Annotated in this window: 24 protein-coding genes; 9 read left to right on the plus strand and 15 right to left on the minus strand. The window is 67.2% G+C overall.

All coding sequences use genetic code 11. The features are described 5' to 3' along the window. Nucleotides 1-79 precede the first annotated feature (79 nt). Nucleotides 80-358 (plus strand): Asp-tRNA(Asn)/Glu-tRNA(Gln) amidotransferase subunit GatC, encoded by a 279-nt coding sequence (gatC, locus tag U5919_RS02395; RefSeq protein WP_336021914.1) that lies wholly within the window; start codon nucleotides 80-82, stop codon nucleotides 356-358. After that, a complete protein-coding gene (locus U5919_RS02400) occupies nucleotides 358-1,707 on the plus strand; it encodes an amidase family protein (RefSeq protein ID WP_336021915.1) in 1,350 nt (449 codons plus the stop codon). Before gatC ends, U5919_RS02400 begins: the two co-directional genes overlap by 1 nt. Before the next feature lie 40 nt (nucleotides 1,708-1,747). Here the strand turns inward: U5919_RS02400 and U5919_RS02405 are convergent, their stop codons facing one another. The 3 genes from U5919_RS02405 to U5919_RS02415 form a co-directional block, all read right to left on the minus strand. Then, complete coding sequence (locus U5919_RS02405) at nucleotides 1,748-3,355, minus strand: TrkH family potassium uptake protein (RefSeq protein ID WP_336021916.1); 1,608 nt, start codon at nucleotides 3,353-3,355, stop codon at nucleotides 1,748-1,750. Continuing rightward, nucleotides 3,352-4,689, minus strand: coding sequence for a Trk system potassium transporter TrkA (trkA, locus tag U5919_RS02410; RefSeq protein ID WP_336021917.1), 1,338 nt, complete (start codon nucleotides 4,687-4,689; stop codon nucleotides 3,352-3,354). The genes U5919_RS02405 and trkA overlap by 4 nt, the downstream gene beginning before the upstream one ends. A 129-nt stretch (nucleotides 4,690-4,818) precedes the next feature. Then, entirely contained in the window at nucleotides 4,819-5,352 is a 534-nt protein-coding gene (locus U5919_RS02415) for a type II toxin-antitoxin system RatA family toxin (RefSeq protein WP_336021918.1), read from the minus strand. A 190-nt stretch (nucleotides 5,353-5,542) separates the two neighbouring features. Here U5919_RS02415 and U5919_RS02420 point away from each other — a divergent pair, with 190 nt between their 5' ends. From U5919_RS02420 to coaBC, 4 genes are all read left to right on the plus strand, one after another. After that, nucleotides 5,543-6,427 carry a DUF7551 domain-containing protein gene (locus U5919_RS02420; protein ID WP_336021919.1) on the plus strand — a complete coding sequence of 295 codons (885 nt, stop codon included), beginning with the start codon at nucleotides 5,543-5,545 and terminating at the stop codon, nucleotides 6,425-6,427. Between the two features lie 136 nt (nucleotides 6,428-6,563). Continuing rightward, the gene (locus U5919_RS02425) at nucleotides 6,564-7,403 is read left to right on the plus strand and encodes an FAD-dependent oxidoreductase (RefSeq protein WP_336021920.1); all 840 of its coding nucleotides are present in this window, start codon (nucleotides 6,564-6,566) and stop codon (nucleotides 7,401-7,403) included. A 251-nt stretch (nucleotides 7,404-7,654) separates the two neighbouring features. After that, entirely contained in the window at nucleotides 7,655-7,888 is a 234-nt protein-coding gene (locus U5919_RS02430; protein WP_336021921.1) for a HalOD1 output domain-containing protein, read from the plus strand. A gap of 132 nt (nucleotides 7,889-8,020) precedes the next feature. Next, entirely contained in the window at nucleotides 8,021-9,253 is a 1,233-nt protein-coding gene (gene coaBC, locus U5919_RS02435; protein ID WP_336021922.1) for a bifunctional phosphopantothenoylcysteine decarboxylase/phosphopantothenate--cysteine ligase CoaBC, read from the plus strand. Nucleotides 9,254-9,287: 34 nt separating this feature from the next. Here coaBC and U5919_RS02440 read toward each other — a convergent pair whose 3' ends face one another. From U5919_RS02440 to U5919_RS02495, 12 genes are all read right to left on the minus strand, one after another. Beyond that, nucleotides 9,288-9,557 carry a hypothetical protein gene (locus U5919_RS02440; protein WP_336021923.1) on the minus strand — a complete coding sequence of 90 codons (270 nt, stop codon included), beginning with the start codon at nucleotides 9,555-9,557 and terminating at the stop codon, nucleotides 9,288-9,290. 117 nt (nucleotides 9,558-9,674) lie between these two features. Continuing rightward, the gene (locus tag U5919_RS02445; protein WP_336021924.1) at nucleotides 9,675-10,157 is read right to left on the minus strand and encodes an Lrp/AsnC family transcriptional regulator; all 483 of its coding nucleotides are present in this window, start codon (nucleotides 10,155-10,157) and stop codon (nucleotides 9,675-9,677) included. A 79-nt stretch (nucleotides 10,158-10,236) separates the two neighbouring features. Continuing rightward, nucleotides 10,237-12,450 carry a universal stress protein gene (locus U5919_RS02450; RefSeq protein WP_336021925.1) on the minus strand — a complete coding sequence of 738 codons (2,214 nt, stop codon included), beginning with the start codon at nucleotides 12,448-12,450 and terminating at the stop codon, nucleotides 10,237-10,239. Between the two features lie 308 nt (nucleotides 12,451-12,758). Next, nucleotides 12,759-14,591 (minus strand): Na(+)/H(+) antiporter subunit D, encoded by a 1,833-nt coding sequence (locus U5919_RS02455; RefSeq protein WP_336021926.1) that lies wholly within the window; start codon nucleotides 14,589-14,591, stop codon nucleotides 12,759-12,761. Then, the gene (locus tag U5919_RS02460; protein ID WP_336021927.1) at nucleotides 14,591-16,519 is read right to left on the minus strand and encodes a cation:proton antiporter; all 1,929 of its coding nucleotides are present in this window, start codon (nucleotides 16,517-16,519) and stop codon (nucleotides 14,591-14,593) included. The genes U5919_RS02455 and U5919_RS02460 overlap by 1 nt, the downstream gene beginning before the upstream one ends. Next, the gene (locus tag U5919_RS02465; protein ID WP_336021928.1) at nucleotides 16,516-18,057 is read right to left on the minus strand and encodes a monovalent cation/H+ antiporter subunit D family protein; all 1,542 of its coding nucleotides are present in this window, start codon (nucleotides 18,055-18,057) and stop codon (nucleotides 16,516-16,518) included. Before U5919_RS02465 ends, U5919_RS02460 begins: the two co-directional genes overlap by 4 nt. Next, nucleotides 18,050-18,409: a cation:proton antiporter subunit C gene (locus U5919_RS02470; RefSeq protein ID WP_336021929.1), complete on the minus strand. Its 360-nt coding sequence runs from the start codon at nucleotides 18,407-18,409 to the stop codon at nucleotides 18,050-18,052. The genes U5919_RS02465 and U5919_RS02470 overlap by 8 nt, the downstream gene beginning before the upstream one ends. After that, a complete protein-coding gene (locus U5919_RS02475; RefSeq protein ID WP_336021930.1) occupies nucleotides 18,406-18,966 on the minus strand; it encodes an MnhB domain-containing protein in 561 nt (186 codons plus the stop codon). The genes U5919_RS02470 and U5919_RS02475 overlap by 4 nt, the downstream gene beginning before the upstream one ends. Beyond that, the gene (locus U5919_RS02480) at nucleotides 18,963-19,505 is read right to left on the minus strand and encodes a DUF4040 domain-containing protein (protein WP_336021931.1); all 543 of its coding nucleotides are present in this window, start codon (nucleotides 19,503-19,505) and stop codon (nucleotides 18,963-18,965) included. The genes U5919_RS02475 and U5919_RS02480 overlap by 4 nt, the downstream gene beginning before the upstream one ends. Then, a complete protein-coding gene (mnhG, locus tag U5919_RS02485) occupies nucleotides 19,502-19,879 on the minus strand; it encodes a monovalent cation/H(+) antiporter subunit G (RefSeq protein WP_336021932.1) in 378 nt (125 codons plus the stop codon). Before mnhG ends, U5919_RS02480 begins: the two co-directional genes overlap by 4 nt. Beyond that, on the minus strand, nucleotides 19,880-20,164 hold the full coding sequence (locus tag U5919_RS02490; RefSeq protein ID WP_336021933.1) for a cation:proton antiporter: 285 nt from the start codon (nucleotides 20,162-20,164) through the stop codon (nucleotides 19,880-19,882). It lies immediately after the preceding gene. Then, nucleotides 20,164-21,261: a monovalent cation/H+ antiporter subunit E gene (locus U5919_RS02495; RefSeq protein WP_336021934.1), complete on the minus strand. Its 1,098-nt coding sequence runs from the start codon at nucleotides 21,259-21,261 to the stop codon at nucleotides 20,164-20,166. The genes U5919_RS02490 and U5919_RS02495 overlap by 1 nt, the downstream gene beginning before the upstream one ends. A gap of 250 nt (nucleotides 21,262-21,511) precedes the next feature. Here U5919_RS02495 and U5919_RS02500 point away from each other — a divergent pair, with 250 nt between their 5' ends. The 3 genes from U5919_RS02500 (at nucleotide 21,512) to U5919_RS02510 (ending at nucleotide 24,672) form a co-directional block, all read left to right on the plus strand. Then, a complete protein-coding gene (locus tag U5919_RS02500) occupies nucleotides 21,512-21,943 on the plus strand; it encodes a type IV pilin domain-containing protein (RefSeq protein ID WP_336021935.1) in 432 nt (143 codons plus the stop codon). A 139-nt stretch (nucleotides 21,944-22,082) separates the two neighbouring features. Beyond that, nucleotides 22,083-22,649, plus strand: coding sequence for a hypoxanthine/guanine phosphoribosyltransferase (hpt, locus tag U5919_RS02505; RefSeq protein WP_336021936.1), 567 nt, complete (start codon nucleotides 22,083-22,085; stop codon nucleotides 22,647-22,649). 157 nt (nucleotides 22,650-22,806) lie between these two features. Further along, nucleotides 22,807-24,672 carry an ABC transporter substrate-binding protein gene (locus tag U5919_RS02510; protein WP_336021937.1) on the plus strand — a complete coding sequence of 622 codons (1,866 nt, stop codon included), beginning with the start codon at nucleotides 22,807-22,809 and terminating at the stop codon, nucleotides 24,670-24,672. The last annotated feature ends 26 nt before the right edge of the window (nucleotides 24,673-24,698 follow it).

The following is a 24,698-nucleotide window of genomic DNA, read 5'->3' on the forward strand; positions in this document are numbered from 1 at the left end:
GTCCCTCTCGTAGCCCACCCTCCAACTCCGTACAGCGCGCACCGAAACCCTTACTCCGGGGCCACGGCTCCTCACGGATATGAGCGAGACGCCCGTCGACGCCGAGGACGTCGAACACGTCGCGGAGCTGGCTCGCGTCGACCTCGACGACGAGGAGGTCGACGCGTTCACGGCGCAGTTCGCGGAGATCCTCGAGTACTTCGAGGCCCTCGATGAGGTGCCCGAAGTCGAGAGCGAGGCCGACCTGGTGAACGTGATGCGGCCCGACGAGATCCGCGAGAGCCTCTCACAGGAGGACGCGTTGCGCAACGCCGCCGAAACCGAGGACGGTTACTTCAAGGGACCGCGGGTGTCCTGATGAGTCTGAACGCGTTCATCACCGAGGAGACGATTGCGGGCGACGACGACGGCCCGCTCGCGGGCAAGCGCGTCGCCGTCAAGGACAACATCAGCACCGAGGGCGTGCGGACGACCTGCGGCTCGGCGATGCTGGAGTCGTACGTCCCGCCCTACGACGCCACGGTGGTCGACCGGGTGAAAGCCGCCGGGGCGACGATCGTCGGGAAGGCGAATATGGACGAGTTCGGGATGGGCGGCACCACCGAGACCTCGGCGTACGGGGCCACCAAGAACCCCGTCGACGAGGGGCACGTCCCCGGCGGCTCCTCCGGGGGATCGGCAGCGGCCGTCGCCGCCGGTGAGGCGGACCTCGCGCTCGGTTCCGACACCGGCGGCTCGGTCCGAAACCCCGCCGCGTTCTGCGGCGTCGTCGGCATCAAGCCGACCTACGGGCTCGTTTCCAGATACGGCCTCGTCGCGTACGCGAACTCTCTCGAACAGATCGGCCCGATCGCCGGGAACGTCGAGGACGCGGCGGCGCTGCTCGACGTGATCTCGGGGCCCGACCCGCGAGACTCGACGACGCGGTTCGACGGCGGCGGCGAGGGGAACGGAAACGACGCCGACACCGGAAGCGATGCCGACGCCGGAAACGACGTCAACGCACACCCCGCGACCGACTCGAACTACGCCGCCGCGGCCGACGGCGACGTCGACGGCACGACGATCGGCGTCGTCACCGACCTGCTGGACGGCGCGGACGACCGCGTCGTCGAGCGCTTCGAGGCCGCTCTCGACGACCTGCGCGCGCAGGGCGCGGAGACCGTCGAGGTCTCCTTGGACTCGGTCGAGCACGCCGTGCAGGCGTACTACGTCATCGCGATGTCGGAGGCCTCCTCGAATCTCGCGCGCTTCGACGGCGTGCGGTACGGGAAGTCGGGCGGCTACGAGGGCAACTGGAACGACGCCTTCGCCCGGGCCCGCGAGGAGGGCTTCGGCGAGGAAGTCAAACGTCGCATCCTGCTCGGCACCTTCGCGCTCTCTGCGGGCTATCACGACAAGTACTACAAGAAGGCCCAAGACGCCCGCGCGTGGGTGAAGCGCGACTTCGATGACGCCTTCGAGCGGGCGGACGTGTTGGCGACGCCGACGATGCCGGTCCTGCCACCGAAACTCGGCGAGAGCCTCGACGATCCCCTCCAACTCTATCTGATGGATGCGAACACCGTCCCGGTGAACCTCGCGAATCTCCCCGCCATCTCGGTGCCCGCCGGCGAGGCCGACGGGCTCCCGGTCGGCCTGCAGTTGATCGGCCCGAAGTTCGGCGAGGAAGCGATCGTTCGCGCGGCGTCGGCCGTCGAGAACTGAGCGCCGCGTTCGGGCTTTTGCCGTTGACTTCCGCGAGTCGCTAGCGCTGCCAGAACTCCGGCATCAGGAGCACGAGCACCGGAAAGATCTCCAGTCGGCCGATCCACATCAGAAAGACGAACAGCAGTTTGCTCGCTTCCGAGAGCGAGGAGTACCCGCCCATCGGCCCGAACTGCCCGAACGCCGGGCCGACGTTGCCGATGGCCGTCGCGGCCGTCGAGACGACCTCCAACACGGTGACACTGAGCCCGACGCGCTGGGCGTCGAGGAAGAACAGCACCGCCGCCAGTACGAAGAGCGCGAGATAGAGGGACGTGAAGGCGTAGATCCCGCGGAGCGCGCGCTCGTCGATCGGGTTCCCGCCGAGCCGGATCGGGCGGACGGCTTCGGGGTGGGCGGTCGTGAACAGCTCTCGTCGGACGGCCTTGAGAATCACGTACCACCGGACGATCTTCACCGCGCCGCCGGTCGACCCCGCGGAGCCGCCGACGAAGATCCCGAAGAGGAGGATCCCCTTCGCGGCCGGGCCCCACGCGTTGAAGTCGAGGCTCGCGTACCCGGTGGTCGTCACGATGGCGGCCGCTTGGAACAGCGCGTGTCTGATCGCGGGTTCGGCCTGACCGGCGATCGCCGCGCTCAAGTTTTCGAGGTACGCGGCGTCGTACGTCCCTCCCGCGGGCGCGGTCGCGGCGAACCCGCCGGTGAAGAGCACCGTGGCCAGGAGCGCGGTGAAGACGCCGAGGACGCCGAGGTAGAACTTGAACTCCGCGTCGCGGACGAGTCGCTTCGGCTCGCCCGACAGCACGTGCCAGAACAGCGCGAAGTTCGTCCCGGCGGCGATCATAAACGGGATGATGATCCACTGGGCGGCCGCGCTGAACGCCTCGATGCTCCGCGACTCCGGCGAGAACCCGCCGGTGGGCATCGTCGTCAATCCGTGCGCGACGGCGTTGTACAGCGTCATCGCCGGGTCGATTCCGGTCACCGACAGCGAGTACAGCAGTATGATTTCGAGGAGCGTGATTCCGAGGTACGCACCCCACAGCGCGCGCGCCGTCTCGGCGATCCGCGGGGTGAGCTTCTCGATTCCGGGGCCGGGCGCTTCGGCGTCCATCAGCTGTGCGCCACCGACCGAAAGCTCCGGGAGGATCGCGACCGCGAGGACGACGATCCCCATCCCGCCGAGCCACTGGGTGAGCTGTCGCCACAGCATAATCGAGCGCGTGTGCGACTCGAAAGAGATGTCGCCGAGAACGGTCGCGCCGGTCGTGGTGAACCCGCTCATCGACTCGAACAGCGCGTTCGCCGGGTTCGCGAGCGTCGATTCCGGATGGATCGTGGCGACGAGCGGCGGTAGGCCGTGCGCTTCGATCAGATACGGTACCGCGCCGACGAGGGCGACGGCGAGCCACGTGAGCGCCACCATCAGGAGCCCCTCGCGAGCGCGCAGGTCGGGATCGGGTTCGAGGCGTTCGAGGCCGATGCCGACGACGACGGTGAGCGCCATCGTCGCGACGAAGGGGACGACGGTCTCGCCGTAGTAGAGCGCGACGACGACCGGGAGACACAGCGGCACGGCGAGGTATTTCAGCACCGACCCGACGAGGCTGAGGCTCGCGCGGATGTCGACGCGGAGTGTGACGCTCATATTCGCGCAGTCACGTCGTCGACGACGTCGATGCCGGCGAAGACGACGACGTGGTCGCCGACCTCGACGACGGTGTCTCCCCGGGGCGTGATGAACTCCCGGTCGCGCGTGATCGCGCCGATGACTACCCCGTCCGGGAGGTCTCGGGTCGATTCTTGAATCGTCCGCCCCGCGAGGAGGCTCTCGGCGTCGATCTCGATTTCCAGCACTTCTGCCTTGTCGGACTCGATGAGCGCGACGTTCTCGGCGTTGCCGTCGAGCGTGAACCGAGAGATCTCTTCGGCGACGACGCCGCGCGGGCTCACGCCGACGTCGACGCCCACAGTCTCGAAGAGGTCGACGTACTCGTCGGCGTCGATGATCGCGATCGTCCGCTCGACGCCCATCCGCTCGGCGAGAAGCGACACGAGCAGGTTCTTCTCGTCGGAGTCGAGCGCCGAGACGACGACGTCGGCGTCCCCGATGTGTTCGCGTTCGAGGAACTCTATGTCAGTGGCGTCAGACTCCATCACGACCGTCTTCGGCAGGCGTTCGGCCAGTTCGCGGGCGCGGGCGCCGTCGCGTTCGACCAGCCGGGGTTGGAAGTCGCGCTCTTCGAGCAGTCGTGCGACGTGATAGCCGATCTCGGAGCCGCCGACGATGACGACCTCCTCGGCGCTGCCGGGCGATTCCTCGGGGGCGACCGACCGGGCGAACTCTTGGACGCTACCGGGTGAGCCGATCACGACGACTCGATCTTCGGGCTTGATGACCGTGTCACCGCGGACGATCTCGACGCAGCCGTTGCGCAGCAGCGCGACGAACGTCAGCGAGTCGAAGCGGTCGGCCTCTGCGACGGTCTGGTTCGCCACCGGGCTGTCGGCGTCGACCTCGAATTCGGCCATCTGCACCTGTCCGCCCGCGAAGGGGTCGACGTCGCGCGCGGCCGGGAGGCCGATCATCCGGACGATCGACTCCGCGGCCAAGAGATTCGTGCAGACCATGAAGTCGACGCCGAAGGCGCGCTTCGAGCGCTCCCACGTCCGGAGGTACTCGGTGTTTTTCACCCGCGCGATCGTGAACGCGTCGGAGATCGCCTTCGCCGTCGAACAGACGACAATGTTCGTCTCGTCGTCGTCGGTCGAGGCGATCACCATATCGACGTCCTCGATGCCGGCCTCTTCGAGCGTCGCTACCGACGTTCCGTCGCCGGTCACCCCGAGGACGTCCAGCGAGTAGTTCAACTCCTCGACGCGCTCGGGATCGCAGTCGACGACGATCACCTCGTGCGTGCCCGCGAGGTCCGCGGCGATGCTCGATCCGACCTGCCCCGCACCGACGATCACGACGCGCACGGGGAATCACCCGGATTCATTCTCTCAGAGTGTGTCCGACGCGGGCGTATTTCTCTTTCGGCATCGACCTATTCCGCCCACAACGCCTCATACGCTGTCGAGGGTCACTGAAACACTCGTCTGTGGCGTTCACGACCGCCGTTCGACCGTGAGTTCGACCGGACGCGACTGCCCTTCGAGGTCGGCGACGATCCGCTCGACGATCCGCTGGGCCTCGCTCGCGATGGCTGGCTTGAGCCGGTCGACGACCCAGTCGAGAGAGACGAACCGCGGCAGGCCGATCCCGCCCTCGTTCGCCGACCGGGGATCGTACGACACCTCGAAGGAGACGCGCGTGGCCGTCTCCGCCCAGTCGGGAGCGTCCGCGGGGAGGTCGTCGAGTTCCTCGATCAGCCAGCGGCCCCCGGCGTCGAGGTTCCTCACCACGCGCCACTCGATGCGCTCGGGCGGGTCGACGTCGGTGACCTCCGACTCGACGGTGTAGGTGAGCTTCCACCACGCGAATCGCAGCGCGTAGCGCGTCCCCGCCCCGCCGTCGCCGCGCCGCCTGACGACGTCGCGGAGGTGATCTGCGTACCGCTCATAGCGCGGGAAGTCGACGAGGAGGTCGTACGCCTCCCGGGGAGGCACGTATACGACAGTGCTGACGACGAGTTCGTCCACGCAGGCCGTTCGCGGAGGAACGGCAAAGCGTTGTGGGCCGGCGAGCGGCCCGCGTCACGGACGCGCTCCTCGTCGATCGCCGCGCGTGGACGACTCTCGCCGTGTGCTCACGTCTCGCACCGTTGTACATCCGACCCACGGAGGACGGCGACCGGAACGCACTTGTTGAAGAACGGTCATATTCCGCACGATGGTCGGGGCGACCCTGCGGGACATCAGCCGACACGTCGACTGCCTCGCGGCACCCGACGGGCCGTACGCGGTCGTTTGCGGGCGGACCGGCTGTGAGCCCTACCCCGTGGCCGGCCACCGATTCGATGACCGCGACACCGCTGCCGAGGCCGCCGATGCGACGACCGAGTACCGCGCGACGCTTCGGCAGTACGATCCGCAGGTCCCCTTCTACGAACCGCTGGTCCACGACCTCGAAGACGGGCCGGCCGGCGTGGCGACGACCGCCGATGCGGACCCGCGAGTCCGCTACCTCGAGTTCTGCCACAACGTCGCGGGCGCGACGTTCGAGGCGCTTTCTGCGGCGTCGCTCCGCGAGGTGGAGTCGGCGGCGATGGAGACGTACCTCACGCTCGCTGAGGTCGTCGAGGACCGCGACGACTTCTGTCTCACGATGCTGTGGAGCGTCACGAGCGAGCTCGCACTCCGCGCGGATCGCAGCGAACGGGTCGGCATCGTCGACAGGGCGGCCCGAGCGCTTCGCGAGCCGAACACGTCGACGGCGCTCAGCCCCGACGAGGCGCTTCGCGCGGCGATCGAAGAACTCGCAGCTGTCGGATTCGTCTCCGGGGACTCCGTCGCCGTCGGTGCCGGTCCGAACCGCTGGCGGGTGACGTTCGGCAACTACGCGCTCGCCGAGCGGACGGGTCGGCTGCCGACGCTTCCGGCGTCGATCACTCTCGGACGGCACCTCTCGGAGACGGAGTTCGCCTTTACCGCGGCGACGCCGGTCGGCGACGACCGCTGGCAGCTCACGCTCGAACTCGACGAGACGCCGAGGGGCCTCGTCTCGGTCGACGCGACCGACGACGAGCGGTTGTACGATACCGACGCCGGGTACTGATCTCGCGCCTCTCGTCGCTCGTTGCTTTTCTTTCGTCGCTCGTTTCTCACCGCTCGAGACCGTCGCCCGTGATGCCTTTCGGACCCCGCCGTCCGCAATCGTGAGACTCATCGGCACCCCCCGCCTTTCGGCTCGTATGGTCACTCAGCAGACAGACGGTACGGCCGACGGCGTCGGCGACGGAGACGCCTCCCCGACGTCCGCGGACGTCCTCGTCGTCGGCGGGGGCGTCGCCGGACTGACGGCGGCGACGTTCACCGCCCGCGCCGGACTCGACACGATCGTTGTCAATCTCGACGAGAGCATCCTCGCACGAAACGCCCACTTGGAGAACGTCCCCGGATTCCCCGGTGGCGTCAACGCTCGACAGTTTTTGGACCTGCTCGCCGAACAGGCCGAGGAGAACGGCGTCGAGCGGCAGTCCGGACGCGTCACCGCGGTCGAACGAGTCGAGGGCGGGTTCGAGGTGTTGGCGAGTACCGTCGATAGCGGATCCAGAACGTCGGACGGCCACTCGGATCGGTACGTCGCCGACGCCGTCATCGCCGCGTCGTGGTCGGACGTTTCCTACCTAGATGGCCTCGGCGTCGAGACCCGCGACGCGGGCTCGAAGGAGTACGTCGTCGTCGACGAGGTCGGCCGGACGAACGTCGAGGGCGTCTACGCGGCCGGCCGCGTGGCCGAGAAGTACCATCAGGCGGTCGTCGCCGCGGGCCACGGCGCGGAGGTCGGCCTGACGGTCGTCCACGACGCCGACGTCGCGTACTACCACGACTGGGTGACGCCGGAGGGCTACTTCACCGACCGCGGCCGGGAGGTTCCGCCGGGCTGCGAGGAGATCGACGCGGCCGAACGCGATCGCCGTCACGCCGCCTCTCGAAAACGGATGCGCGAGGCGTTTTCCGAGCCGCATCCCGAGCCGCAGCGAACGCACCCCAGCCTCGTCGACGACGAGTTGGGACGGCTTGACGAGTAGCGTCCGTCTCCACGATTCACGTCTTTCTCCCGAGTAGCGTTCGTCCCACCGGTCGACCGCGGCAGGTCGCAATCCTTGATCGACAGCTGCGCGTGTGCCGTCAATCGTGAACCGGCCGACTGCACGGACCCACCTTTCGGAGATCAGCGGTGAGTTTCACGCACACCCCGCAGTCGGATGGTTATACTGACCGTTCTTATGTATGAGTCTGCGAGTAACCCTTTTACCCTCATCAGCCCTTAAGTAAGGGAATGAGCGCCGGTTCGGAGTCACAACGGATCTCTTTCCACGTTGCGGAAGCCGTTGCGGCCGCAGAAGGCGTCTCCCCGATGGAGCTGACGCCGCTCGGAGAGGTCGTGGATACGGACGCCATCGAGGCGCTCTTCTCTAACCCGACGCTCACTACGCTCGAACTCCGCTTCGAGTACGAGGGATACACGGTTTTGATCGACGAGGAACGGACAGTCACCCTTCTCGACGAGTAGACTCTCTCAACGAGCAGACGGTAGTTCTCGACGGGGAGATGGCGATGACCGCTCTCGACGATCGAGTGGTCCCGCTCGAAGCACCCCGACGGAACGGGGCCTTTTACACCCGGGCCGACGAATCGTCGAGCGATGTTAGACGGGGTCAACGTCGCGCTCGGCGTCTCGGGCAGCATCGCGGCCGTGAAGGTCGTCGAGCTCGCCCACGAGCTGCGGCGGCAGGGTGCGGCAGTCCGCGGAGTGATGACCGAGAGCGCGCAGGGGATTATCCACCCGTGGGCCGTCGAGTTCGCGACCGAGAACGATGTCGTGACGGAACTGACCGGGCGCGTCGAACACGTCGAACTCTGCGGCCGCGAGGGGTGGGCCGACGTGCTGCTGCTCGCGCCCGCGACGGCGAACACGGTCGGCAAGATCGCCGGGGCCGTCGACGACACGCCCGTCACGACCTGCGCGACGACCGCGCTCGGCGCGGACCTCCCCGTCGTCGTCGCCCCCGCGATGCACGAGCCGATGTACGACCACCCGGGCGTCTTGGACGCGATCGACCGCGTCGAGTCGTGGGGAGTCGACTTCGTCGACCCGCGGATCGAGGAGGGAAAGGCGAAGATCGCGACCGAGGAGGCGATCGTGACGGCCGTCGCGCGGGCGACGACCGAGCCCACGCTCGCCGGTCGCCACGTCGTCGTGACCGCGGGATCGACCGCGGAGGCGATCGATCCCATTCGGATTCTCACGAACCGCGCCTCCGGGAAGACCGGCCGCGCGGTCGCCCGCGCCTGTCACGTCCGCGGTGCCGACGTCACGCTCGTTCACGACGGCGGCGACGTCCACTACGCCGACTCGGTGACCGTCGAGTCCGCCGCCGAGATGCGCGAGGCGGTGCTGGCGGCGCTCGGTGGCGGGGCCGGCGACGACGGCAGAAATAACGACAGCGGCGGGGATGGCGACGACAGCGGCGAGGGGGCAGACGCCGCGGCCGACGCGCTCGTCTCCGCGGCCGCGATCTCTGATTACACCGTCTCGGCGGCCGACGAGAAGCTCCGTTCCGGCGAGTCGCGCACGCTCGAACTCGAACCGACGCCGAAGCTTATCGACGACGTTCGCGAGGCACATCCGACGCTCCCAATCGTCGGCTTCAAGGCCGAGACCTCCGGCGACGACGAGGCGATGATCGAGGCGGCCCGCGGGATCTTATCGCGCTCCGATCTCGCGTTCGTCGTCGCCAACGACGCTTCGGTGATGGGCGACGACGAGACGTGGACCCTGTTCGTCGATAGCGACGACGCTTCGGAGTTCAGCGGCACGAAGACGGCGCTCGGCGGCGAGATCGCGGCGCGGCTCGCCGCGGTGCTCCGAGACTGAACGCGGGGCGTCTCACGTCGACTGGGGAGGCCGATCACTCCCGCGAGACCTCGGTAGCGTCGGCGATCACCTTGTAGACCAAGCCGATCAGGCCGGCGAGAACCGCGAGTGATCCGACGAGAACGCAGACCGCCGCCAACAGCCCTCCGACGAGTCCGGCACCACCACCGCGGAGCGCCCATCCCGACGCGAACCAACCGCCGAGCAGCGTTCCCGCGTAGCCGGCCAGTACGACCGCGTACAGCAGTACCATCTCCCGACCGAGCGCGTATGTGATCGACTCTCTGGCGGTAATCGCGGTCATCGTCGGTGTATTCCGTCGACGCGCTCTTAATTCGTCGGGGCGCTGATTCCATCTTCGATCCGAACTGGGGACCGTCGTCTCGGACCGTCGGAATTCTGTCGAGTCGGCGTCCCGCCGTTACTCGTCGCCCTCGTCGAGGCAGGTGTCGAACGCGCTGTAGGGGTTCGTGTACTCGTTTCGGATGATCTCCTCTTCGACGATCTCGAACCCCAGAGAGCTGAGCTCTCTGCCGATCCGGCTCAGGTCGTCGCTGTCGCGGCCGACGGCCGTGATGTGGACGTTCTCCTCGCCGGTCATGATCTCGCGAACCGAGATCACGCCCTCGACTTCGAGCGCGCTCTCGGCGAGTCGTTCGCGCTCGGGGATGGGAGCCGTACAGAAGATGATCGTGTAGAGCTGATACCCCATCTCCTCGTAGTCGACGTCGACGTGCGTTCCGCGGATGATGCCCGCCGATTCCAGCTTCGAGATCCGGTTTCTGACGGTGCTCGCCGAGACGCCCTTCGCGTCCGCGATGTCGCTACTTGAGGTGTGTCTGGCGTCTTTCTGGAGCGCGTAGACGATGTACCGATCGAGGTCGTCGAGGTCGACTGCGGCCATACACTGTGTGCCAATCGAACCCTAAATAGGTGTTGTGCTCGCGGACGGCGGGATCGGCGGCGTTCGATACGCCGGCAGGTTAGAACAAGCGCCGTTCGAGCGCGCGCGCGAGGCGGCCCCGTAACTCCGATTCCTGCTGGTGGACGACGAGCACCGGGCTGTCGGTCCCGGTGAGGTACGCGGCGATCGCGTCGTTCGTCCGTTCGGCCGCGCTGACGACGAGGAGATCCGCGTCCGAGAGGTCGTCGCTCGCGCCGTTTCGGAGGCTGTCGCCGAACGGAACGCAGCTTTCGACCGGCACGGAACAGAGCGCCGCGACCGCGGCGTGATAATCCCGAAGGGTCTTGCCCTCGATGTCGGAGGCGTCCCCGCGTCCCGCGTACGCGAGCCTGATCGATCCGCCCGCGGCCACCGCGATCGCGTCGGCGACGGCGATCTTCGCCGGATCGTACGGGCCCTCGTCTGAGAGGACGCCCACGACATCGCACTCGCCCAACCCGTTCGCGCCGGGGTTCAACAGGCTGACGTCGCAAGGGGCGTGGCGGAGTACCCACTCGACGTCGGAGCCGAAGAGCAGCCCGCGGAGTCCGGCGGGCGAGGCGGCCTCCTCCATCAAGAGCAGATCCGCTTCCTCGTGGTCGGCGTAGTTGACGATCGCGTGACGGACGTCGTGGCAGACGATCGTTCCGCTGCTGACGGGAACGTCGAACTCCGCGTCGAGCTCGCTCGTCTGCGCCTCGAACCGGACGTCGGCGGGCGATTCGGTTTCGGAAGCGTACGTCAGCGAGACCTGATCGGGGACTTGTTCGAACCGCGCGACGACGACCTCGCCGTCGTTCGCGCGGGCGACGGCCGCGGCGATCCGGACGAACCAGCGCTCCTCTTCCTTCGAGAGTTCGTGATCGAGGGCGACGAGCACGCGGTGGTCGCGCTCGACCACGTCGATCGTCTCCCGCGTCCGGTCGACGGCGTTGCGGCCGACCTGCCTGCGGACCGCGTCGACGGCCGCGCCCTCGCGGTCGACCCGGTTTCGACCGTACACGGCGAACCAGCCGACGCCCGCGGCGGTCAGCACCACCGCGCCGACGAGCGGCACGGTTCCCATCTGCGTCAACAGGACGAGGCCGCCGACCGCCCCGGCGACCTGCATCCACGGGTACAGCGGCGCGGTGTAGCTCGGCTCGTACTCTGCGCTGCCCTCGCGGAACGCGACGACAGCGAGGTTGATCAGGACGAAAACCAGTATCTGGAAGGCGCTCGCGAGCTTCGCGATCTCGAGCAGCGGAACGAACGCGATTAGGAGGAGCAACACGACCCCGGTGAGCGTGATCGAGTTCGACGGCGTGCCGAACCGGTCGCTGATCGTAGCCATCGCGTCGGGAACGAGGTCGTCGCGCGCCATCGCGAAGGGGTAGCGCGACGACGAGAGAATCCCCGCGTTCGCCGTGCTCACGAGCGCGAGAATCGCCGCGAGAACGACCGCGATCACGCCGGCGGTCCCGAGCGTCGCATCGGCGGCGAGCGCCATCGGCGTGTCGCTGTCGGCGATCGTCACGGGGTCGGTGACGCCGATCATCACCGTCACGATGAGCGCGTAGAGGATCGTGGTGAACACCAGCGAACCCAAGATCCCGATCGGGATGTTCCGATCCGGATTCGAAACCTCCTCTGCGACGCTCGCGACCTTCGTCACGCCGGCGTAGGAGACGAAGACGAGCCCGGTCGCCTCTAACAGCCCGCCCGCGCCGCCGGTGAAGAACGGCGCGTAGTTCGATCCCCGCACCGAGGGCACGCCGCCGATCACGAACCACACGAGCGCGGCGAGCATCACGATCACGATGCCGACCTGCAACCGCCCGGTCTGCTTCGCGCCCAGCAGGTTTACGAGGACGAGCAGGACCGCGAGCGCGAGCGCAACCGGCGTCGTGACGCTCGGCGGGACGTCGAACAGGAGCAGCAGGTACGGTACGCCGCCGACGAGCGCGAGCGCGCCCTTGAACGACAGCGCGAACCACGTGCCGATCCCGGCGACGGTGCCGAGAAGCGGGCCCATCCCGCGTTCGATGAACAGGTACGTCCCGCCGGCCTCGGGCATCGCGGTCGCCATCTCGGATTTCGAGACCGCCGCCGGGAGCACGATCGCGCCCGCGAGGAGGTACGCGAGGATGACCGCCGGTCCGGCGATGTCGACTGCGAGCGCGGGCAGGATGAAGATGCCGCTGCCGACCATCGCGCCGATGCTGATCGCGAGCACCGCGTAGAGGCCGAGGTCGCGTTCGAGCTCCTTCGTCACGTCAGTTCGCCCCCCTCACCGGTGCCGCGCTCCTCGATATCGCGACCGTTTTGTTCTCTGATCGATCGTCGTCATCGGGTGTGTGTCCTCTCATCGTGTGGTGTCACGGGACGGCACAGGCAGCAGTCACGTATTCGAACTAACGGACAGAACAAAATAAGAACTTCGAACAGTTGCTGTTCCGTCCTCGAATGTCCACTAAATTCTCGAATCGTTAATCGTGTCGAACCGACACGCCGAGCTGTGGTGGTTCATCCAATGGGTGTCGACGAACGCGGAGAGGAGGCGAAGAAGGGGCGGAATCGTAGTTAGAGCAAGCCGACGAGCGTCGCACCCAAGACCGCCAGCACGAGGAGGACGCTCGTCGCGATGCCCGCCCGGAGGCTGCCGTCGCGGAGCGCGTCTTCGTCGCTGCCGACGAGCGCACGCAGCGGTCCACGGATCGTCCCGTACGGGTCGCCCGCCGCGGCGAGCGCCGCGTTCGCCGTATCGACAGCGACGCGGTCGACCGCGGCGAACAGTTCGGTGACGCCCCGGACGAGACCGCGCATTCCGTAGAACGTCAGCGGTTCGATCACGCTATCGACGTCGACGCCGGGGCCGACCTTCGAGAGCGGCTTTTTGAGAGCCGCGAAGCCGACGACGCCGAGCGCCGCCAAGAGGAAGCCCTCCCCGAGGTGGCCCGTCGTGAACGGGTGGGCATCGGCCGTGCTGCCGGGCAGCAGTGCGAACAGTGCGTCGGGGTAGAGGCCGAGCGCCACACACAGCGCGGCGACGCCCAGCATCGCGACGCGCTGGCCGGTGACCGACCGACGAACGTTCCACGATCCTTTGCTCTCCTTGAGGAACGCGTAGTAGCCGAACTTGATGAACGACATGAACGTCCCGACGCCCGCGGCGAGCAGGATGTAGAAGATCCCGTCTAAGTGCTCGTTGTGCGCGGCCGCGGTGATCATCCCCTTGCTCACGAACCCGTTGAACCCGGGGAAGCCGCTGATCGACAGCGCCGCGACAGTGAAGGCGAGCGCGGTCACTGGCAGCGTCCGACCGAGGCCACCGAGGTACTTCAGGCGGTTCTCGCCGGTCCGCGCGATCACGACGCCCGCGGTCATGAACAGGAGCGCCTTGTAGAGGATGTGGTTGAACACGTGCGCGAACGCCCCGGCTGTCGCGAGCGCCGTTCCGACGCCGACGCCCGCGACCATATAGCCGACCTGCGATTGGATGTGATACGAGAGGAGCCGTCGCATATCGTCCTGCAAGAGCGCGTAGACGACGCCGACGAGCGCCATCGCCGAACCCATATACGCGATCGCGAGGTTGCCGTCGGGGAAGGCCCGCGCCAGCCCGTATACCCCTGTTTTGGTCGTGTAGACCGAGAGGAAGACGCTCGCGGCGACGTGCGGGCGCGGGTAGGTGTCGGGCAGCCACGTGTGCAGGCCGACGAAGCCGACGTTGACGCCGATTCCGACGGCCGCGAGGACGGCCGGAACGCCGGCGACGATCCCGTCGCTCGCGCTGAAGAGGAACGAGCCGACGCTCGCGTAGTGCCAGACGACCGCAGCCATCAGCAGGCTGCCGCCGAGGCCGTGATAGATTGCGTACCGGAAGCCCGCACGGACCGCCTCGCCGCCGTAGTCCCACACGAGGAGGGTGCTCGTGACGGCCATCAGCTCCCAGAAGAACACCATCGTCAGCCAGTCGCCGGCGAAGACGGCTCCGATACTGGTGCCGACGTAGCCGAGTGCGAACGCGGTCTGACGGTTCCGCGCGTCCGAGGAGTACGAGTACAGCACGGCGGCAGCGCCGATGAAGCCGAAGATGACGCCCATCAGCTTCGAGAAGGCGTCGACGTGGAACAGCACCGCGTCGAAGCCAAGGAACGTGACGGGGAGGTACGTCCCCGCGGGCGCGAGGAGCGCCCAGACGGCGACGCCGCCCGTCGCCAACACCCCGAGTGCGTGGCCGAGTTTCCGCAAGAGGACCGGCAGCACGAGCGCGACGGCGAGCACCACGAACGCCGGCGGGATCGCGGTCGGAACGTCGGCCGTCGGAATCGACACCGACGGCTCGCTGGCGAGGACCGTCGCGGCGTCGAGCGTCGACGCGGCGAGTACCGACGTCACAGGCGAGAGACTCATCAGAACACCACCCCCGTCGCGTCGGCGACGACGCGCTGGACCAAGGCGAGGAACACCATCCCCCGCGGCGCGATACCGAGCGCGATCGCACCGACGACTGCGGCCGTGATCGGTCCGAGCATGAACCACGTGCTCTCCTCGCCGAAGCCGCGGCGCTCCCAACCGGACGGCGGCGGGCCGCCGTGGTGGTCGTGGTCGCCGTGGTCGTCGGCGTCGTGACTGTCCGGGTCGTCGTGCTCGGCGTCGTGCGCGGTCTCGGCGTGGTCGCGGTCTCCTCCGTCGTCATCCGCGCCAGTGGTATCCGCGCCGAGATGGTCGCTCGGGTTCCGATCGACCGCGTAGTCGCCCTCGACGCGGGCGTCGATCTCGACTCGGCCCTCGCCCTCGGACGGTTCGATGTCGGGTTCGATCCGGTCGGCGGCGTCGATCGGGACGTCCGGATCGATCTCGGGCTCGTCGCTGTCGGCGGCTGCGTCCTTCGGCTCGCTATCGGACGCGTCTGCGTCGCCCTCAGCCTCGTCGACCCGCTCGCCGCCGTCGGCGGCGAGTCGCGTGCCCCCGATCGGGAACTCGATGAGCGGCTTGGCGTCGGAGTCCTCCGGCGTCTGGAAGAACGCTTGGTAGACGACCGGCCAGAAGTACCCGATATTCAGGAGCCCCGAGACCAGTAGCACGCCCACGAAGATCGCGTTGCCGCCGTCGATGGCTCCGATTAGGAGATACCACTTGCTCACGAACCCGGCGACCAGCGGGAGCCCGGCCATCCCGAGGCTGGCGACGCCGAAGGCGGCCATCGTGAGCGGCATTCGTTTTCCAATGCCGGCCATCTCGCTGATGTCGTCGGTGTGCGTCTCGACGTGGATCGCGCCCGCGCAAAAGAACAGGGTGAGCTTCATAAACGCGTGCGCCGGGATGTGGAGCAGCCCGCCGATCAGCGCGGCGGGCGAGAGCAGGCCCAGTCCGAGCACGATGTAGGAGAGTTGGCTGATCGTCGAGTACGCGAGCCGCCGCTTCAGGTTATCTTGACGAAGGGCGATGACGCTGGACACGACGATCGTAATCGCGGCGACCGCCGCCAGCGGGAGCCCGACGCCCAGCTGTTGGACCGTTTCGGGCCCGAACACGTCGAGGACGACGCGCGCGATGCCGAAGACGCCACTCTTGACGACGGCCACGGCGTGCAGCAGCCCCGAGACGGGCGTCGGCGCGACCATCGCGTCCGGCAGCCACGAGTGAACCGGAATCAGCGCGGCCTTCACGCCGAAGCCGCCCGCCAAGAGCGCGAACGCCGCGCGGGCAACCAGCGGGTCGGCCGTCGCCAGATCGGCGATGCCGCCGGGGGTGAACGCGACCGTGCCGGTCGTCGAGAAGACGAGGACCGTCCCCGCCAACACCGCGACGCCGCCGCCGAAGGTGTAGGTGAGGTACTTCCGCCCGGCCGCGCGCGCTTCGTCGCTCTCGTCGTGGGCGACGAGGGGGTACGTCGCGACCGTCAGCAGCTCGTAGAAGACGTACAGCGCGACGAGGTTCGACGCGAACGCGACGCCGAGCGCCGCGCCGACGCTGCCCGCGAACGCCGCGAAGTAGCGGGTCTGAGAGTGCTCGTCGAGCCCGCGCATATAGCCGATGCTGTAGAAGCTCGTGACGAGCCAGAGCGTGCTCGCGAGCAGCGCGAAGATCATCCCGAGCGGGTCCGCGCGCAGCGTCAGTTCGATACCGGGGACGAACGTGCCCAGCCGCGAGACGTGGATCGTTCCGGACAGCGCCGCCGGGACGAGACTGGCGACGATACCGAACGTCGCGAGCGCGGTGAGGATCGTGAAGCCCTCCCGGACGTTGGGCCTCCGGTGCGATGCGACGATCGTGAGAATACCGAGGGCGGGGAGCAGCACCGCCGCCAGCGGCCTGAGAGAGTCAATTTCGCTCATTCGAAGTACACCTCCAGAACCGGTTCGAAGACGGCAACGAGATCGGTCGCGAACAGCCCGAGGACGACGGCACCGACCGCGGCGGCGACGACTATGAGCTTCGCTTCGAGCGAGATTCCCGACGAGGCGGATGCAGCGTCGTCGTCGGTCAGCTCCGCCCCACCGTCGGACGCCAGTGCGGCGTCGGAAGCAGACTCGGCAGTGCCGTCGACCGCCGGCTGGGCTGGCGCGTCGCGGAAGTACATCCGCTCGACGACCCGCGCGAAGTACGCGAGCGTCAGGAGCGTGCTCACGACGGCGACGCCCGCGACGCCCCAGCGGCCGCCCTCGACAGCGCCGAGGACGATGTGCCACTTGCCGGCGAAGCCGACGGCGGGTGGGACGCCGACGAGTGCGAACGCGAGCGCGGCGAACGCGGCGCTCGTGACTGGAGCGCGGTCCGCGATCCCGTCGAAGTCGTCGACGGTGCGGCCGCCCGCGACGCCCGCGAGCGCGCCCACGCCGACGAAGAGCCCGGCCTTCATAATCGCGTGCCCGACGAGGTGGATCAGGCCGCCGGTCACGGCCGTCGCGTTCGCGACGGCGAACCCGGCGACGATCAGCCCGAACTGCGCCACCGAGGAGTACGCCAGCATCCGCTTGAGGTCCGACTGCAGCACCGCGAGCACCGAGCCGACGACGACGCTCACGGAGGCGAGGATCACCAGCGCGTCGAGCGCGAACGGCGCGGCGGCGTCGAAGGCGGGAGTGAACACCGCGTAGATGACGCGGAAGAGCGCGTATGCCGCCGCCGTCGAGACGAGCGCCGAGATGTACGCGGTGACGCTGTCCGGCGAGTCGGCGTACGCGTCGGGCTGCCACGTGTGCAGCGGGAACAGCGCGGCCTTCACGGCGAGACCGACGACGATGAGTCCGAAGCCGGTCAAAATCAGCGGCGAGTCGTAGCCGACCTCGGGGATCGTCGCCGCCAGATCGGCCATGTTCAGCGTCCCCGTCGAGATGTACAGGTAGCCGACGCCGAGCAGGTACAGCGACGCGCCGATCGTGCCGACGAGGAGGTACTTCAGGCTCGACAGGGCCGCGGCGGGCGAGCGCCCGGTCGCGACCAGCGCGTACGTCGCGAGCCCGGTGATCTCGATGAAGACGTAGAGGTTGAACAGGTCGCCGGTGACGAACACGCCCGAGATCCCCGCGGTCAGCAGCAGCAGCCCGCTGTAGAACTCGTTGGTGTCGGGACCGGCCCGCCGGGCGTAGGCGACGACCGCGAGCGTCACGACCGATACGAGAAGCGCGAGCGTCGCGCTCACGCCGTCGGCGACGAGCTCGATGCCGAACGGCGGCGGGTAGTTGCCGACGGCGTAGGTGAACCGCCCCGTCGCGAACACTGTCGCCGCGACGACGAGCGCGAGCCCGAGGTGCGTCACGGCGGCGACGAGCGCCGCGAGCCAGCCGGTCCGGCCCCACAGGCGGCCGAACGCGATCGGCGCGAGCGCCAGCACGATCGGGACGACGACGAGCAGCGCGATCGCGTCAGTCATTCAGCTGCACCTCCCGAATGGCCTCCTCGTCGAGCGTCCCGTAGGCGTCGTAGATCCGGACGATCAGCGCGAGCGCCACGGCCGTCAGGCTGACGCCGACGACGATGGCCGTCAGGATGAGCACGTGCGGCAGCGGGCTCGCGTACGGCCCGGAGCCGTGGCCGACGACCGGCGGGGCCGCGCCGTCGACGTAACCGCTGGTGACGAAAAACAGGAATATTCCGACTTGGAAGATGTTCAGCCCGATGATCTTCTTCACGAGGTTCGAGCTCGCGGTCACGCCGTACAGCCCGATCCCGACGAGCGCGACGAATACGAGGTAGTTGTAGTGAGTTCCGAGGAGGTCGATCACGCGCGCTCACCCCCCGCGGCTCCGACGGCGGTGTCGGTCCCGCTGTCGCCGCCGTTCACATCGCCCCCGCCGTTCTCAGCGTCGGATTCCTCCGCTGCGTTGCCGGGAGTGGCTGCTTGGAAGTCCCCGCTTGCGAGGCTGAAAAAGAGGCTGATGAGGACGCCCGAGACGATCGCGCCGATCGCGAGTTCGACGAGTTCGATGCCGTATTTCACCCCGAACGTGCCGAGGCCGTACGCCTCGTATTCGAGGAACGCACCGGATCCGAGCAGCGCGCCGAGGCCGACGAACGCGAACGTCGCGCCGCCGACGGCGATCGAGGACTTCACGAGCGGCCCTTCGAGCCACGCGCGCGTCGGTTCGATGCCGAAGGCGAACGCCAAGAGGAGGACGGCGGCCGCGACGAGGACGCCGCCTTGGAAGCCGCCGCCGGCCGACGAGGCGCCGTGGAACATCACGAACACCCCGAAGGTGAAGACGAACGGCGCCACCACGCGGACGGTCGTCATAATGATCGTGCTCTCGACGTAGGTTCGGTCCGAATCAGCGTGACTCATACGTAGGCCTCCTGTCTGAGAACGAGAAGTACCGCGACGCCGGCGGCGATGACCACCGTCGCCTCCCCGAGCGTGTCGAAGCCACGGTAGGCGGCCAACACGGCGGTCACGACGTTCTCGACGCCGGTCTCGGGGTAGGCGTTCTGCAGGTAATACTCCGTGACCCGCGAGGTCGCGACGGGCGAGTCGGCCGCGCCGACCGCCGGGAGCGATCGGACCGTGGCGAGGAGCGACCCGACCAACAACACGACGACTGCGACCGATCGCCACTCGACGGATTCGAGCAGCCGTTCCCCGCTCGGGCGGACGGTCTTCGCGATCGTCACGAGGAACAGGACCGTCGTGATTCCCGCTCCCACGGCCGCCTCCGTCAGCGCCACGTCGGGTGCGGCCAGCAGGACCCACGCGACGGCGATACCGAAGCTGAACGCAGCGAAGGCGATGATCGCGTTGAGGACGTCTCGCAGCAGGATCGCCGCGAGCGCCGCCAGCACGGAGAACGTGAGGACGATGGCGAGCGTGGTCGACACTGCGGTCATTCCGCTCCCTCCGCCGGCCGCCCCGCGTCGTCTGCGGCGTTGGTTCCGTCGTCGTCCGCGGCGTCCGTGCCGTCTTCGGTCGTCCACGGTTCGATGCCCTGATCGTGTGCCGCGCGCGTGATCGCGTGGGCGGCCGTCGGGTTCGTCACGAACAGGAACACCCCGAGGAGGGCCGTTTTCGCGACGGAGACGTCTGCGCCCAACACCAGCGCGACGCCGCCGAGCGTCAGGATGGTGCCGAGCGTGTCGCTCTTAGATGTCGCGTGCGCTCGCGTGTAGAGGTCGGGCAGGCGGACGATGCCGACGACGGCGACGAACGCGAAGAACGTCCCCGCGGCGACGAGACCGATCGTCAGCAGTTCGACGGGCGTCATTCAGATCACTCCTCCGCGCTCGACGGTGAACTTCGAGATGGCGATGCTCATCAGGAAGTTCAACATCCCGTAGACGAGCGCGATGTCGAGGAACCCGGGCTGATCGAGCGCCGCTGCCAAGAGCGCGAGGACGACGACCGCGTTCGTTCCGATGGCGTTGACCGCGATCACGCGGTCCTGCATCGTGGGGCCGGCGACGATGCGGTAGACTAACACGATGGCGAACAGGACGAACGCGCCCGCGGCGGCCAAGAGCACCGCGTCGACGACGCCGGAGACCGCCATCAGTCACCGTCCTCCCGAAGCTCCGGCGGCGTTTCGGTCTCCTCGTCGCCGCCGAGAAGCGAGATGCTCTCGCGCTCGACCGGCGTCGGGATCCGCGCGCCCGTTCGCCCGTAGAAGACGAACCGGACGGCGCGCTCTAACCCCCCCGCCGCGAGGTCGTCGCGGGCGTCGGCCGTCAGCGTGTGAATGACGAGGCCGTCGCGGTCGACGTCGACCGTCAGCGTTCCGGGTGTGAGCGTGATGCTGTTGCCGAGCGTCGTGACCGGGAGACTCCCCCAGACCGCCCCGCGGAACTGTCGCATCTCCGGATCGATCGGGAGGTCCGGATGGAGGATGATGTACGCGATGGTGACGTTCGCTTTGGTGATCTCCCAGACGAGATACGGGACGAAAATCATCAACCGAACGAGCCGTCGGCTCGTTCGTCTGAGGGAGGGAGAGGTGACGAAGGAGACGTTCGAGAAGGCGGCGGCCGCCAAGAGCGCCGTCAGCCCGCCGGTCGCGAGTTCGAACGGAGCCAGCGAGCCGGCGATGGCGAGGTAGAACGCGTACGTTGCCCCGAACGTGAGCACTCCCTTCGAGGGCGTCGCGCGCGCAACGAGGCGCGTGCGCGTCGTCTGCCGCTCGACGGGTGCCTCTTCGACGGCGAGCTCCGAGCGGGTCAGTTCGACCTCGAACGAGCGGAGCATCGGGGCGTTGCCGCCGGGCTGAAACTCGGGGTCGACGACGACGCGGTCGAGATCGTTCCGCCTCGCGTACTCGGCGAGTTCGTCGGCGAAGTCGCCGGGACTGAACAGGTAGCGATCCGCGCCGACGATCGCGGTCTCGACCTCGACGTCGGTCTCCTCTTCGTCGTCGTATTCGAGGTCCTCTTCGGCCCACACGGACACCCGTTCGAGGAGGTCAGTCGCGGCCGCAGACTCGTCGACCGCGTTGCCGTCGAGGGCGCGCCACCGCGCGGGGTAGACGAAGTGGACGGCGGCGGGTTCGCCCGCCTCCGCGCCGGCCTGCGCCTCTCGCAACGCGTATGCCACCGTGTTGCGGAACGTGGAGGATTCGCCGACTGGAACGAGAATGCGAGAACTGTCGGCCCCCATCAGCCACCACTCACCTCGATAGATACCGAGCGATACCCGTCTGACTCACGACTCATACGTTACTGTATCGTTTACTAAGGGGGTCAAATACGTCTTCCGCTCTCGCGTTACGGCGCTCTCGAAGCGAGACTCCACTTTTAAGGGGAACTGACGATCTGTCCGCATATTCGCGGAATCGATAGCGGGAAGCGTGCGCTATGCTACGTTACCTCTAAATACTATTATACCCTCATAAATTGTATAACTTACTATGAAGATAATTCGATTATTCAACGACGAGAAGGCGGTGTCTCCGGTTATCGGTGTCATCCTGATGGTCGCGATAACCGTCATCCTCGCGGCCGTCATCGCTGCGTTCGTTCTCAACCTCGGACAGGGGCTCCAGCAGATCACCCCGCAGGCGAGCTTCGGGTTCGATTACAACAGCGACACCAACGTCACGATCACCCACGAGAGCGGTGACTCGATCGACGCCGCGCGCCTGAGCACGAGCGGCCTCGAAGCCGGATCGGCCGAGTGGGACGGGCACAACGGCCTGACCGGAACGGTTTCGGCGGGAACGAGCGCGGAGTTCAACAACACGGCGGACTGGAACGGTGAAACCGTCCGCGTCGTCTGGGAATCCGCCGACGGATCGTCCTCGGCGACGCTGAGCCGATCGACCGCGCCCACGATCAACTGATCGTAGCGAGCGGTGAACCGACGCTGATTTTTCGCGGTAACCACTCGCAAGTGCGACCCGATGACGCACACCGTGCGCCGCCGTGTACAGCCGCGCGCCGAACCGCCAGTTTTTATTTTCGACCCGGAGAACCGTCGACATGGATAAACTGCGGCAGTCGCTCCTCGAAGCGCCGATCATCGAGAAGGGCGAGTACGAGTACTTCGTCCACCCGATCAGTGACGGCGTCCCGATGCTCCGGCCGGAACTCCTTCGCGAGATCGTCATCAAGATCATTCGAAAGGCCGAGATCGACGACGTCGACAAGATCGTCACCCCCGCGGCGATGGGGATTCACATTTCGACTGCCGTCTCACTGATGACCGACATCCCGCTGGTCGTCATCCGCAAGCGGCAGTACGGGCTGGAGGGCGAACAGCCGCTGAGTCAACAGACCGGCTACTCGGAGAACGAGATGTACATCAACGACGTCGAGGCGGGCGACCGCGTGCTCGTCCTTGACGACGTGCTCTCGACGGGCGGCACGATGCGCGCCGTGCTCGACGCGCTCGATCACATCGACGCGGACATCGTCGACACCGTCGCCGTCATCAAGAAGGCCGGTCCCAACGAACTCGACGACAGCGGACACCACGTCAAGACGCTGATCAACGTCCGCGTCGAGGACGGCGAGGTCGTCATCGTCGACGAGAACGGCGACGACTGAGACGGACGAACAGCCAACGACACCGTAGCCCGCTATCAAAATTGCGACCGCGAAGTCTGCGATGCTGTCCCGATATCCGCCCGATACGACCGGTATTGTCCGCGATTTTCACTGTATGATCGAAGAGTATTTCAGCGGATAGTCGCACGTAGACGCTATGCCATCCGGTACCAATCTCGACGGCCTTCGGTCGACCGCGCGGGGTCGGTCCCGACGGTCGTTTCTCGAACTCCTCGGTGTCGGCGGGGCGGCCTCGCTGGCGGGCTGTAACGCCCCCAATGAGACTGACGCATCCACCGTGACTGAAGACCCTTCTGGCGGTGACGGTGCGTCTACAGACCGCGCGGAGTACGTCGAAGGGACGGCGACGGGCACGCGGACGCTGAATTTTCTGAGCGTCGACGACACCCCGTCGATCAACCGAGTACAGTTGGCGCTCGACGGCGCGTACGCGATCACGCCCGAACAGGAGGTGTTCCCGCTGTGGGCCGACATCTCCACCGACGAGGGGCGGGTCTACACGGTCGAACTCAGAGAGTCTCTCGAATGGGGTGCCGATTACGGATCGATGACGGCCGAGGACTGGGTCTATATGATCACTGAGGTCTTCCAAGCCGAATCCAACTGGGCGGGCTTTCCGAACGCGGGTGACTGGCAGCAGAACGGAGAGCCGATTCCCGTGGAGAAGACCGGACCGCGGTCGTTCGAGATCCGGTTGCAGTCTGTCGACCCCGCGTTTCCGCTTCGTCCGATTATGTGGGGCGCGTTCTGTATGCCGAAGGCGCTTATCGAGCAGTACAGACCCGACGAGGACCAATCCGGTCTCCAACAGGACGAGGAAGTGCAGACGCTCGCGTACGCGGGGAACCTCGGGCCGTATCGCTTCGAGCGGTGGAACCGCGAGTCGGAGTTCGTCGCCGTCAGAAACGACGAGTACTACCTCCGCGACGTCGACGATGTCCCCGAGCAGTGGCGGGACGCGCCCTATTTCGACTCCTACACCTACGAGGTCGTCCCCGAGGAGAGCACGCGGCTGTCGGCGTTGCGAACGGGAGAACTCACGGCGACGGACGTTCCCGAGACCCAAGTCGAGCAGTTCGAGGGCCTCGACGACGTCGACGTGAAGGTGTTCCCGCAGCCGTATATGACGTCGCTCATCTACAACCAGCGGGCGAACGGGGCGTTCTACGAGGCGCTGCGCACGCCCGCGGTCAGACGTGGACTCGCACACGCCGTCGACAAGCGGGCCATCGTCGACGACATCCTTCGCGGGTACGGGAACGTCGCGCACACGTTCCAGCCGACGTTCTCGAAGTGGTACGACGACAGCGAGGTGACCGAGTACGGCGTCGGTGACGCCTACAGCCACGAACGGGCGCGTGAACTCCTCGATTCGGGGCTCGACTCGACCCCGTACGGATACGACGGCGACCGCGTCGTCGACGCGGACGGCGAACAAGTGACGCTGCGCCTCGTGTTCGCACAGGGGGCGCAGTCCGTGCAGACGACGGCGCAGTTCGTCGCCCAAGAGTACGACGCGATCGGGCTGGACGTCGAACTGGTCGGCAAAGAGTACGGCACGCTCGTCGAGCACCACCTGTTCAACAGTTGGCAGGGCGACGGTGACCCGCCGTGGTCTGCCGGGCCGTACAACAGCGGCCCACGAGACGGCGCGGTGAGCCAAGAGCCGTGGGATCTGATACTCGGCGTCACGTTCAACACGTACCCGCGGACGCCCTCGGCGACGCGAGGGTTCACGATCGAGCGCGGCGGTATCAACTTCTACGGGTACGTCCCGGAGACGGATTTCGCGTCGCTGTTCGAGACGGCCACAAGCACCGTCGACGAGACCGAGCGCAGGGAGACGCTCGCCGAAATCTTTGGGGCGCTCTCGGCGGAACAGCCGTTCAACTTCCTCAATATGGGGGTCGATATCGTCGGCTACGACAGCGCGGTCCGCGGTCCCGAGGAAGTGTTCGGGTATACGTGGGACCGAAACACGTGGCGGCTCGGAACGCCGTGACTCGCGGGTCGAACACCTGAGGTGCA

It is taken from the genome of Halobellus sp. LT62 (genome assembly GCF_037031285.1).
In the GTDB taxonomy this organism is placed as follows: domain Archaea; phylum Halobacteriota; class Halobacteria; order Halobacteriales; family Haloferacaceae; genus Haloquadratum; species Haloquadratum salinisoli.